The 11,582-nt window shown below is 34.9% G+C and carries 13 protein-coding genes; 2 read left to right on the top strand and 11 right to left on the bottom strand.

The genetic code is table 11. The annotated features are described in order from the left end of the window. The first annotated feature begins 13 nt into the window (after positions 1–13). Positions 14–1,114, top strand: a complete 1,101-nt coding sequence (locus CBP76_RS09575) for a M24 family metallopeptidase (RefSeq protein ID WP_102196665.1) — start codon at positions 14–16, stop codon at positions 1,112–1,114. 152 nt (positions 1,115–1,266) lie between these two features. Here CBP76_RS09575 and CBP76_RS09580 read toward each other — a convergent pair whose 3' ends face one another. The 4 genes from CBP76_RS09580 to murI all read right to left on the bottom strand — a co-directional run bounded on the left by CBP76_RS09580 (position 1,267) and on the right by murI (position 3,438). Beyond that, positions 1,267–1,557, bottom strand: coding sequence for a hypothetical protein (locus CBP76_RS09580; protein WP_102196666.1), 291 nt, complete (start codon positions 1,555–1,557; stop codon positions 1,267–1,269). A gap of 2 nt (positions 1,558–1,559) precedes the next feature. Next, on the bottom strand, positions 1,560–1,970 hold the full coding sequence (locus CBP76_RS09585; protein ID WP_102196667.1) for a DUF948 domain-containing protein: 411 nt from the start codon (positions 1,968–1,970) through the stop codon (positions 1,560–1,562). Between the two features lie 66 nt (positions 1,971–2,036). Further along, on the bottom strand, positions 2,037–2,636 hold the full coding sequence (locus CBP76_RS09590; protein WP_102196668.1) for an XTP/dITP diphosphatase: 600 nt from the start codon (positions 2,634–2,636) through the stop codon (positions 2,037–2,039). Next, on the bottom strand, positions 2,611–3,438 hold the full coding sequence (gene murI / locus CBP76_RS09595; protein WP_102196669.1) for a glutamate racemase: 828 nt from the start codon (positions 3,436–3,438) through the stop codon (positions 2,611–2,613). Before murI ends, CBP76_RS09590 begins: the two co-directional genes overlap by 26 nt. A 134-nt stretch (positions 3,439–3,572) precedes the next feature. Between murI and CBP76_RS09600 the strand changes: the two genes are divergently transcribed. Next, positions 3,573–4,052 carry a DUF2507 domain-containing protein gene (locus tag CBP76_RS09600; RefSeq protein WP_102196670.1) on the top strand — a complete coding sequence of 160 codons (480 nt, stop codon included), beginning with the start codon at positions 3,573–3,575 and terminating at the stop codon, positions 4,050–4,052. A 149-nt stretch (positions 4,053–4,201) separates the two neighbouring features. Here the strand turns inward: CBP76_RS09600 and trxA are convergent, their stop codons facing one another. From trxA to alaS, 7 genes are all read right to left on the bottom strand, one after another. Beyond that, on the bottom strand, positions 4,202–4,513 hold the full coding sequence (gene trxA / locus CBP76_RS09605) for a thioredoxin (protein WP_102196671.1): 312 nt from the start codon (positions 4,511–4,513) through the stop codon (positions 4,202–4,204). A 68-nt stretch (positions 4,514–4,581) separates the two neighbouring features. After that, positions 4,582–6,936, bottom strand: a complete 2,355-nt coding sequence (locus CBP76_RS09610; RefSeq protein ID WP_102196672.1) for an endonuclease MutS2 — start codon at positions 6,934–6,936, stop codon at positions 4,582–4,584. 55 nt (positions 6,937–6,991) lie between these two features. Then, positions 6,992–7,534, bottom strand: a complete 543-nt coding sequence (locus CBP76_RS09615) for a CvpA family protein (protein ID WP_102196673.1) — start codon at positions 7,532–7,534, stop codon at positions 6,992–6,994. Positions 7,535–7,645: 111 nt separating this feature from the next. Next, positions 7,646–7,945: a DUF1292 domain-containing protein gene (locus CBP76_RS09620; protein WP_102196674.1), complete on the bottom strand. Its 300-nt coding sequence runs from the start codon at positions 7,943–7,945 to the stop codon at positions 7,646–7,648. 10 nt (positions 7,946–7,955) lie between these two features. Next, a complete protein-coding gene (gene ruvX, locus CBP76_RS09625) occupies positions 7,956–8,390 on the bottom strand; it encodes a Holliday junction resolvase RuvX (RefSeq protein ID WP_102196675.1) in 435 nt (144 codons plus the stop codon). Beyond that, positions 8,391–8,648: an IreB family regulatory phosphoprotein gene (locus tag CBP76_RS09630; protein WP_010018752.1), complete on the bottom strand. Its 258-nt coding sequence runs from the start codon at positions 8,646–8,648 to the stop codon at positions 8,391–8,393. It lies immediately after the preceding gene. Between the two features lie 63 nt (positions 8,649–8,711). Next, a complete protein-coding gene (gene alaS, locus CBP76_RS09635) occupies positions 8,712–11,348 on the bottom strand; it encodes an alanine--tRNA ligase (protein WP_102196676.1) in 2,637 nt (878 codons plus the stop codon). Positions 11,349–11,582 lie beyond the last annotated feature (234 nt).

Here is an 11,582-nt window from a genome sequence, read left to right on the forward strand (position 1 = left end):
AAGGAGTATTTTCATGAAGAAACAATTAATAGCACTACAAGAATATTTAGCACAAAATGGACTTGATGCAGCTTATGTTTCAAATCCAACTGATATTAACTATTTTACTGACTTTTATAGCGACCCAGTAGAGCGTATTCTTGCTCTTCTAGTTTTCCCAGATAAAGATCCTTTTATCTTTGCTCCTCAACTTGAAGTCGAAGCTGTTAAGGAAGTTGGGTTTGATAAGAATGTCTTCGGATATCTTGATCACGAAAACCCATTTGCTTTAATGGCAGGTCATATTAAAGATATTGCCGGTACACCTACAAATTGGGCCATTGAAAAAGATGATCTATCAGTTCAAAAGTTAGAAGCCCTGACGCAACAATTCCCTAATGCGTTATTCCCTAATAACCTTTCCCGTTATATGGAGAATGCAAAGTTAATCAAGACAGAAGAAGAAATTGCCGAATTAAAAGCCGCAGGTGCTGAAGCCGATTACGCATTTTCAGTCGCTTTTAATGCTATTAAAGAAGGACGCACTGAACAAGAGGTTGTAGCTGAAATTGAATATGCCATGATGAAAAAGGGTGTCATGCATATGAGTTTTGATACCATTGTACAAGCTGGTGCCAATGCTGCTAATCCCCATGGTGGCCCTGAAAAAACTCCACTAAAAAAAGACGAATTAGTTCTTTTTGATCTTGGAACAGTTCATAATGGATATATTAGTGATGCTTCCAGAACAGTAGCCTTTGGTAAACCCGATGAAAAATCACTTGATATTTATAAAGTAGATTTAGAAGCACAATATGCTGCTATGGATGCTGCCAAACCTGGCATTACAGCTGCTGAACTAGATAAAGTTGCTCGTGATATTATTGATAAGGCCGGATATGGAGAATACTTTATCCACCGTCTTGGACATGGTATGGGAACATCCGAGCACGAATTTCCATCCATCATGGAAGGCAATGATATGATTCTCAAACCAGGTATGTGTTTCTCAATCGAACCCGGAATTTATATTCCTAATGTTGCTGGTGTTCGAATTGAAGACTGTGTTTATATCACAGAAAATGGCTGTGAACCTTTCACACATACAAGTAAAGAATTGAAGTATATTAATTAATAATCTCACATTATCCATGCCATATTAGAACACTGGTCATTCTACAAAGAATCCTTTCTATGTGGCATGGTACGAAATAATCATTCACAAAAATACAAGCATCAAAAAAATCCTAGCTAATAATTAGCTAGGATTTTTTGATTTATAAAATACTAATCAGTAATATCATCTTCAGTAAAAACAATATCTGATGTATCTTCATCATCTTTAATTTTATCAACTGTTGATGCCATATGTTCTTTTAGCGCATCAGTCTTTTCGTTGAATGAATCAACTAGATCGCCATTAGTACTTAAACCAACGCCACCATTGTTGAAATCACCACGAATAGTTTTAATATTCTCTATGAGCTTTTGACCAGCTTCACTTGTTAAATACTTAGAAGCAGCATAACCTGATGCACAGCCCAAAATTAAGCCTAATAAAAAACGATTATTATTCATAATTAATTATTCTTCTTTCTTGGCCAAATTCTTGCAGCCGTTTTTGCAATAGTTGCTAAGTTACCAATAGTCATTAAATTTTGAAAATTAAAACCACTATTTGGTTTCTCTTCTGTGGCTTTAGCTGTCTTTTTACCAAGGTTTTCTACTGTGTCGAACAATGGATTCAATTTACTTGATTTACTATTTACATCGTCCATCAAAGTGTTAGTCTTATCAACTAACTTAGTACTTTGATCCATAATCTGTTCAGTGTTTCTTGATAATACATCAACCATCTTGGTTGTTTCCTTCATTGTTTCTTGTAATTCTTGAAGCAACTTAGCTGTCTGAACCAAAGTTCTAGCTAAATATACAACTAATACTACGAAAGCAATTGCTGCGATTAAACCTGCAATTTGTCCACCAGTCATAATATTACCCTCCTGTATTTTAATAGCACTTTCATACTAGCATTATAACAAGACATCGGCAATAAATTACCAATTTATCCAATCTTGCCACTGCTTTTCCAGCTTTTCAATGGCATGACCACGATGGCTAATTTGATTCTTTTGATCAACACTCAATTGTGCCATTGTTTTGTCTAATTCAGGGATATAAAACAAAGGATCATAACCGAATCCATCATCTCCCTCAGGAAAATCAGCAATCAATCCCTTAACCTCACCCTCAACAATTAGATCATGTTCATTCTTGGGATTAGCAAATACTAATGTGGAAACAAACCTAGCAGTTCTCTTTTCTCTAGGAACGCCACCAAGTTCACTTAACAACTTTGCGTTATTGGCTGCATCATTGTGATCACCCGCATATCTTGCCGAATAAATACCTGGTTGGCCGTATAAAGCATCAACTTGCAAACCCGAATCATCAGCAATGGTTGGTAAACTAAAGCGTTCCATCACTGCATGAGCCTTGAGAGTGGCATTTTCTTCAAAAGTAGTTCCATTTTCTAATATCTCTGGAAAGTCTGGGAAATCTAGCAAAGTTTTTAGAATAAAATCTTGATCATTGAAAACACGTTTGAACTCACGAGCTTTGCCAGGATTCTTAGTTGCTATGATTATTTCTTTCATCGTTTCCTCCAATATCAACCAAACTGATTTCATCAATTTCGGTATCTAACCAACGTTTTGCCAATTTAGAAAAATCAGTTATATTTGCTGTAGCGTGTAGCTTCAAACTTCTAACACTTTCATCTGATAATAAATTATTCTTAGTTAAATAATCTTTAGTTACTTGTACTGTACTTAGTGCTGGGTCAACTAACGTAATAGCTGGCAAATACTCATTAATTTGTTGCTTCAACATTGGAAAATGTGTACATCCCAAAATCAAAGTATCACATTTACTATCCTTAAATGGTAATAATGTCTGGGCGATACTATCTTTCGCCATTTTGCTGTTAGCTTCATCGCGTTCAACGATTGAAACAAAACTTTGTGCTGCTTTCCCTATTACTTTAACATTAGGGTCAATTGCAGCTATAGTTTTACTATAACTCTTTGAATTAATTGTTGATTCAGTACCAATAATACCAATATTCTTTGTTTTCGTCGTCTTTACAGCTTCTTTAGCTCCTGGTTCAATGACGCCTAACATTGGTATAGTGAATTCCTGACGTAATTCTAAAAGTGCATTGGCTGTAGCTGTATTGCAACCAAATATAATTAATTTTGCATTTTGACTAATTAAATACTGTACCATTTCTCGAGTATAAGATATGATTTGTTCATGCGTTTTTACTCCATATGGCATCCTTGCCTCATCACCAATAAAAACAACGTTCTCATCGGGCAATTGGCGAATTACTTCTTTCACAACGGTTAAACCGCCCAAGCCAGAATCTAGTACTCCAATTGGTCTTTGATCACTCATAATGTTACCCCTGCCTTCATCTAAGCGAATTATCTGTATTTTTATGAAAGTATTTATGTTCTATCTTTTACATTGACTTAAAAAGCAATTATTCTAATGATATAATAAATTGTCTGAAAAAAGGAGTTAAAGCAATGGCCGAAAAATCAAAAGATCTTAACAAACCAACGTTAACTGATGTTCTACCCAAAGATAAAGATGGTGAAAGCGCAGATACGTTAACTGAAAACTACTTTGCAGTTTCGGTACTCCGTGATTTTATCCTTCCCGATCTTCTCGATAAGGATACCGTTGAATTATTATATTGGGCAGGCAAAAATCTTAGCCGACAATTAATTCTTGATATGGAAAGCCTACCTGAACTATTTAATAAAGCTGGCTTTGGAACATTGGAGATTATTAAACAAACACCAAGTAGTTATACTTACAAGTTATCTGGTCCCGAAGTAGCTCAACGCTTCGATACTAATAACGATGATCCAGAATTTTCATTAGAAACTGGAATAATTGCTGAAACTGTTGAAAAAACAATCGCAGCATATTGTTTAGGAACATATACTGTAAACAGTAAAGCCAAAAGCGTTTCAATTAAAATACAAATTGATCGAAACTAAAGTATACACCAAAATTTGATTAATGTGGGCAGGCTTCAAGCCATTTCCACTGAAAAGTTATCAATTCAATTAGGATTGATAACTTTTTTATTTAAATAAAAAAGGCCTCATAACTGTTGTAATAACAATTATGAGGCCTTTTAAAACTATTAATCTGAATAACCATCAAGTATCTTAGTCAATTGTGCCTTATTGTGAAAACCTGTTAATTTTTCAACAACTTCGCCATCTTTTTTAATAACCAAAGTAGGAATAGCCATAATTCCAAAATCTTTAGGTGTATTAGGATTTGCATCGACATCCATCTTTAAAAACTTAACTGAATCATCATTTTCTGATAGTTCCTCAATTACTGGTGATTGCATGCGACAAGGACCACACCATGTTGCCCAAAAATCGACTAATACAACTCCATCTTTAGTTTCTTCAGCAAAATCTTTATCTGTTACTTCATCAACCATTTTAATCACTCCTTTGACAAATTAAATATTATCATTAATAACTACTATTTAGAAAACATTTGCTCTCATTAAAGATCAACAATCGTTGCCCCTGAACCGCCTGAACTAGCTGGAGCATAACCAAATGATTTAACTCTTGGATTTCTTTGCAGATAATTAGTTACACCTTTTCTAATAACACCAGTACCAAATCCGTGTACGATCGTAACCTGATTATAGCCTGCCAAAAGCGCCGAATCGATATAAGAATCCAATTCAGTCATTGCTTCTTCATAACGTTTACCACGTAAGTCTAACTTACTTGATAAACCTGAACTTTTCGTTCTTCGAACCATAGTTGGTTTCTTTTCAGGTTCTGGTTCAGAACTTTGAACTTTTTCCAAATCTTCTGCGCCGAATTTCATCTTCAAAATACCCAATTGAACCTCGAATTGACCATTTTTATCTTTTCGCACAATTGTACCAATTTGGTCATAAGGTAAAGCCTTAACATCATCGCCTACTTTTAAGTTTTGACGACGTTTATTTCGACGTAAGACCTTATTCTTTTTAATGGTTTCATCCTGATGCAAACTCTTCAAATCAGTCTTAGCTGAAATTATTTGATCTTCTTTGACAGCTACGCCATCTTGTTCCATTTTATGGAGTTTGTCAATGATCTTATCTGATTCTTTTCGAGCCTTAGAAACAATTTGATTGGCTCGAACCTTAGCTGCCTGAATTTCAGAATTCTTTGATTTATCTAATGCATCACTTTTCTTCTCATATTCCTTTTGAACATCTTTGTTCTTTGACAATTGTACTTTTAATTGTTCATTCTTTTGTTCAAACTCTTTACGGCGATTCTCAAGATCAGCAATCATATTATTAAGATCCTGACTTTCACCATCCATTAAAGACTGACCACGGTCAACAACTCCCTTATCCATACCCAATCGAGCTGCAATATTAAAGGCATTACTTGCCCCAGGGATTCCAATCAACAATCGATAAGTAGGTTTTAATGATTCATCATCAAACTCCATACTTGCATTAATCGTTTCAGGTGTGTTGTAAGCAAAAACTTTTAATTCTGGATAATGAGTGGTTGCCATAATAAAACAATGAGACTGAGCTAATTTTTCCAGAATAGCAATAGCAATGGCTGCTCCTTCCTGAGGATCAGTCCCAGCACCCAATTCATCAATTAAGACCAAACTATGTTCTGAAACTTTTTTGATGATATTTATAATATTATCCATATGTGAAGAGAAAGTACTCAAATTTTGTTCAATCGACTGTTCATCACCAATATCAACAAATACCTCATCAAAAACAGCAACCTCACTCTCTTCTCGAGCAGGAATAAACAATCCAGCTTGTGCCATTAATTGAATCAATCCCAAAGTTTTCATAGTGATAGTTTTACCACCAGTATTGGGACCAGTGATTAACATTGTTTTGTAGCCTTCACCCATTTTAATATTATTAGCCACAACTCTATTGGGATCAATCAGGGGATGTACCGCATTATGTAAATCGACCACATGTTCTTTAGAAATGATTGGTTCAGTAGCCTTAATTTCTTTGGCATACTTTGCCTTAGCATTAATTAAATCAAACTGTGCTAAAACTTCGTTGTTTTTCACAATTTCATCAATTTCCGGACGAACCATATCTGATAATCTATTTAAAATTCTAATTTCTTCAGACTTTTCAGAAATCTTTGCTTCATGTAATTGATTATTTAATCCTACAACAGCCTGTGGTTCGATATAAAGTGTTTGACCACTAGCACTTTGATCGTGTACTACACCACCAAACTTGGCCTTATATTCGGTCTTAACAGGGATAACAAACCGATCATCACGCAAAGTAACTAGAGATTCAGTTAAATACTTGGTATTTTTACCTCTAGTAAATTGTCCCATTGTCTGACGAATTTGATCATTAAGTTTCTCCATATGATTACGAATATACTTTAGATCCTCCGAAGCAGTATCTAATACTCTACCTGTATCATCTAACGAACGGGCAATTCTTTTAGTTAATTCTGGATTATCAACCAGATTATTATTTAGGTCATAAAGTTGACGTAATTCAATTTGATTATCTTTTAAATCTTCAAAAAACTCTTTTAATTCACTAGTATTTTGAAGAACTTGACCTATTGCGGCCAATTCTGTTCCATTTAAGTTTCCATCTTTTTTAAGACGATTAGCCTGATCATGAAGATCAGCTAACTTTCTAACCGGGATTTCGCCCTTAATACGAATAATATCGGCTCCATCTTTGGTTTGATCAATTAATCTCTGAACAATTGATTCCACCGACATTGGCATTAATTTATTTAAGAGAGTTTTCCCGCGCGTTGTGATTAGATATTTGGCAATTTCAGTTTTGATCTTGTCAAACTCTAATACTTTCAAAGCTTTATTATTCATGTATCTCTCCTATACTACAAAATAAGGCCGAAACAATATTGTCTCAGCCTAAAAGTTAAATAGCTCCAATCCATAAATGACTAAGCATCTCCGTAAGTACTGGCGTACTCTTAATCATTGCTGAAGCTACGAATGAATGTTGCAAAGCATGTTGAATACCGGCTACTGGAATCATTGCCAACAATAACAACACCATAAAAATGGTGACATATGTGACAACCAATCCAATAATACCCCCGCTCAAAAGGTTTACATCATTGTACATTGGAAAATATGTTAGTTTCTTGAAATACAAACCGACAAATCTAACAATTACCCAACCAATAAAACAAACAAATATAAAAGCAAAAGCACGGTAAAATGCATTATCTAGTTCCATACCAACTTTTGTTGAGAAAAAGGCAAATTCACTGCCCAAGTTTGCCGATGGATATGGTACAAGCATTTCAAATTTTGGTCCTAAAGCACGAAATGTAACTAAAGCCAAACCAAAAAACAAGGCATATCCAACTGCATAAAATGCTTCCATAGCCAAACCACGGCGAGCACCAATATAAAAACCATAAATCAAAAGTAAAATAAGTAACAGACTAAGCATTATTTCCCCTTACTTCAACCATGCTAAAAAAGCGAATTTATAAATCATTTTTATGAATAGACCATAAACAACCAAACGATTGGCTTACGCCAATCGTCAATTTATTATACTCTATTCATCTTCGTCACTTGTGAAGGTGTTCAAAACCTCTTGAACCATATCCCATTCCTCTGGATCATCAATTGAATCCAAATCTCCAGCATCAACATCACCATTTTCATCAGGTGTGAATGAGAAAGCTTGAATTTCGATTTCATCAGAATCCTCATCAGCTTTAGGATATAAGAATACGTATGATTTACCATAATCATCTGATTCAAAAGTAAAAAGAATTTTATAAACTTCTTCGTTACCTTGGTCATCACTTAAAATAACTTCATCTAAATCTTTTGGTGGTTGTTCTTCACTCATATTTATCACCTTAATTTCGTGTAAGTTTACCCTTTGCATCAAGATAATTCTGAAGAATCATCTCTGCGGCAATCTTATCGATAACTTTCTTACGTTTTTTGCGGGACACATCAGCTTCATCAATCAACATTCTTTCAGCTTGAACAGTTGTCAGACGTTCATCAATAAAGTCAATTGGCAAATGAAACCGCTGTTCGACCATTGTGCCATATTCACGAGATTTTTCTACTCTAGGCCCTTCGGTATTGTTCATATTTTTAGGTAAACCTAGCACAATTCCTGTAGGTTGTTTTTCTTTGATTATTTCACCTAAACGATCCAAACCGAATTCTTCTTTATCTTCATTGATACGAATAATCTCTACTCCCTGAGCAGTCCAGCCTAAAAGATCGCTACAAGCCACTCCGACAGTCCGTGAACCAACATCTAAACCTAATAATCTCATTTATTTACCTTGATTGAGATAACTCTTAACTAATTCTTCGATTATCTCATCTCTTTCATGTTTCAAAATCAAGTTACGGGCGTCATTATGGCGTGGAATATAAGCTGGATCACCGGAAAGAAGGTAACCTACAATTTGGTTAATTGGATTATATCCCTTTTCTTCCAGTGATTGATAAACACTTTGCAGTGTTTCTTTAACATCTTTGCCTTTGTTTTCATTAAAATCAAAACTCATAGTTTTATCAAGTGAACTCATGGCAAACCTCCATATAACTAAAATTTAAGTGACCGAAAAGCTTCATTTCAATTATAGCCCACTTTATAGAGATTTAATAATATCTTTGGCCAATTGTAACGCATTTGTTAAACCAGCAGGATTCTTACCTCCAGCTTGCGCCATATCTGGACGACCACCGCCGCCACCTTGGATTTCCTTAGATATTTGTTTAATTAAATCTCCAGCTTTAATACCTTTTCCCTGTGCATCTTTATTAACGGCAACAACTAAACTTGCTTTATTGTCACCACTAGCACCTAATACTAAAATATCAGACTTATCGTCATTCTTCCAGTTATCGGCCAATTGACGCAATGTTGCCATATCAGCAGGAATGATATTTGAAATAACCTTAAAACCATTAATATCTTCAACATTGTCAAAAACCTCTGCTGATTTTTGACTTGTAAGTTGAGTCTTCAAGTTTTGGTTATCACGTTTGAGGGCCTTAATTTCTTCAACCATTTGTGATGCTCTTGATGGAACATCTTTCAATTGATTAACTTTCATATTTTGTGCTGTTTCTTGTAATGCTTGTAATTGTTCATTCAAGTATTCGAATGCTTCTTCACCAGTCACAGCTTCAATTCTTCTTGTACCTGAACCGATTGCTGATTCTGATGTGATTTTGAATAATCCTAATTCAGAGGTGTTACGAGCATGTGTACCACCACAGAACTCAGTTGAATAATCATCAATTTCAACGACACGGACCATATCACCATACTTTTCACTAAATAAGGCAATAGCACCCTTTTTCTTTTTAGCCTCTTCAATTGGCAATACTTCTGTTTTAACAGGAATAGCTGCCCAAATCTTTTCATTAACAATCTTTTCAAGTTGACTAATTTGTTCTTCTGTTAAAGCAGCATTACTGTTGAAGTCAAAACGTAGATAATCTGGTTCAACCAGTGAACCTGCCTGATGGGTTCTATCACTGACAACATCACGCAAAGCTTGATCCAATAGATGAGTTGCAGTGTGATTATGACGTACCTTTTCACGGAAAATTCCATCAATTACTAGCTTATACTCTTCATCAACAGAAATTGCTGACATAACATTAACCAAATGAATATTTTGACCATTTGGAGCATGTTGAACGTCAATAACCTCAGCTACTTGGTTACCTTTCAAATCATAGATATTACCAACATCGGCAACTTGACCACCCATTTCAGCATAGAAAGGAGTTGTATCAAAAATCAATTGAGCTTGACCTTCAGCAATAGTCTTGATTTCTTTATCATTAGCAACAATATCTTTCAAGGTACTTTGAGTCTCATTGTGATCATAACCAACAAATTCACTAGGTGTCTTGATCTCCATCAAGGTTTCATCTTGCATACCCATTGATTGTAAATTACCACGAGCATCACGAGCACGTTGCTTTTGTTCTTCCATGTTTTGTTTGAATCCAGCTTCATCAACTCCCAAGCCCTCATCATTAGCATATTCACGAGTCAATTCCATAGGAAATCCGTAAGTATCGTAAAGTTTGAAAGCATTAGCTCCATCAATTACAGTTTGATTCTTCTTACGCAAGTCAGCAATTACACCATTGAGTAAAGCCAATCCTGCATCCAGAGTTTCTGAAAAACGTTTTTCTTCTTGTTGAATTGTTTTAACAATAAATTCTTGTTGTTGGCTAACCTCTGGATAATAGCTTTCCATAATTTTACCAACAATTGGTGTCAATCTGTATAGAAATGGTCCATTAACCCCTAATTTTTTACCATTCAAAACAGCACGTCTAATTAAACGTCTGATAACATATCCTCGACCTTCATTAGAAGGCAAAGCACCATCACCAATGGCAAATGAAACCGTTCTAGCATGATCAGCAATAATCTTGAAAGAAATATCATCTTCAGCATTTTCGCCATATTTTTTACCGCATAATTGTCCAACATCTTCAATTAAAGGCATAAATAGATCTGTTTCGAAATTAGTCTTTGTACCTTGCACAATTGAAACTAAACGTTCTAGTCCCATACCCGTATCAATATTTTTATGTGGTTGTTCAACATATTGACCGTTTGGCAAATGATTCAATTCTGAGAAAACAATATTCCAAACTTCCAAGTAACGTTCATTTTCACCACCAGGATAATTTTCGGGATCATCTTCTGATAAATTATTAAATGATTGTCCACGATCATAAAAAATTTCTGAATCAGGACCACATGGACCTTCACCAATATCCCAGAAATTATCTTCATTTTTTAATATATGATCAACTGGAATACCAACTTCTGCCCATAGTTTTTGAGTTTCAGTGTCTTTAGGATAAGTTGTAACGTACATCTTATCAACATCCATACCGATCCAATCAGGACTTGTTAAGAACTCAAAAGCCCATGGAATTACTTCTTTCTTGAAATAATCACCGACTGAAAAATTACCCATCATTTCAAAGAACGTTTGATGGCGAGCCGTCTTACCAACATTTTCAATATCGTTTGTTCTGATACATTTTTGAGCATTAGTGATACGCGGATTCTTTGGAACAACTGTACCATCAAAATACTTCTTTAAAGTAGCAACTCCTGAATTGATCCAAAGTAAAGTTGGATCGTCTTGTGGAATTAATGATGCACTGGGTTCAATCATATGACCCTTTGTTTGGAAAAAGTCTAAAAACATCTTTCTTATTTCAGCACTTGATAAATTTTTCATTTTATCTCCCCATAAAAAACGAAAAATCGCTGCAATTCCAAGGACGCCACTGCGCGGTACCACCTTGTTTGCAACGATTTTCGTTAGCCTCTCAAAAATATTATTATATACAATTTAAATTGGCAGCATCTTTATTTAAAATATTTAGGCTTTCACATCAACTAGCCTTCTCTGAAAAATACTAAAAATAAGATATATCCAAGGAAAATATTAACCATCAACTTAAGAATTGTC

The organism is Companilactobacillus nuruki (assembly GCF_002872255.1).
GTDB classification, from domain to species: Bacteria; Bacillota; Bacilli; order Lactobacillales; family Lactobacillaceae; genus Companilactobacillus; species Companilactobacillus nuruki.

What these genes read in the sequence shown, in the direction of transcription:
- CBP76_RS09590 (WP_102196668.1), bottom strand. Translation starts at nt 2,636, where the DNA reads ATGAAAGAAATAATCATAGCAACTAAGAATCCTGGCAAAGCTCGTGAG.
- CBP76_RS09575 (WP_102196665.1), top strand. Translation starts at nt 14, where the DNA reads ATGAAGAAACAATTAATAGCACTACAAGAATATTTAGCACAAAATGGA.
- murI (WP_102196669.1), bottom strand. Translation starts at nt 3,438, where the DNA reads ATGAGTGATCAAAGACCAATTGGAGTACTAGATTCTGGCTTGGGCGGT.
- CBP76_RS09580 (WP_102196666.1), bottom strand. Translation starts at nt 1,557, where the DNA reads ATGAATAATAATCGTTTTTTATTAGGCTTAATTTTGGGCTGTGCATCA.
- CBP76_RS09600 (WP_102196670.1), top strand. Translation starts at nt 3,573, where the DNA reads ATGGCCGAAAAATCAAAAGATCTTAACAAACCAACGTTAACTGATGTT.
- CBP76_RS09620 (WP_102196674.1), bottom strand. Translation starts at nt 7,945, where the DNA reads ATGAGTGAAGAACAACCACCAAAAGATTTAGATGAAGTTATTTTAAGT.
- CBP76_RS09615 (WP_102196673.1), bottom strand. Translation starts at nt 7,534, where the DNA reads ATGCTTAGTCTGTTACTTATTTTACTTTTGATTTATGGTTTTTATATT.
- trxA (WP_102196671.1), bottom strand. Translation starts at nt 4,513, where the DNA reads ATGGTTGATGAAGTAACAGATAAAGATTTTGCTGAAGAAACTAAAGAT.
- CBP76_RS09630 (WP_010018752.1), bottom strand. Translation starts at nt 8,648, where the DNA reads ATGAGTTCACTTGATAAAACTATGAGTTTTGATTTTAATGAAAACAAA.
- CBP76_RS09585 (WP_102196667.1), bottom strand. Translation starts at nt 1,970, where the DNA reads ATGACTGGTGGACAAATTGCAGGTTTAATCGCAGCAATTGCTTTCGTA.
- alaS (WP_102196676.1), bottom strand. Translation starts at nt 11,348, where the DNA reads ATGAAAAATTTATCAAGTGCTGAAATAAGAAAGATGTTTTTAGACTTT.
- ruvX (WP_102196675.1), bottom strand. Translation starts at nt 8,390, where the DNA reads ATGAGATTATTAGGTTTAGATGTTGGTTCACGGACTGTCGGAGTGGCT.
- CBP76_RS09610 (WP_102196672.1), bottom strand. Translation starts at nt 6,936, where the DNA reads ATGAATAATAAAGCTTTGAAAGTATTAGAGTTTGACAAGATCAAAACT.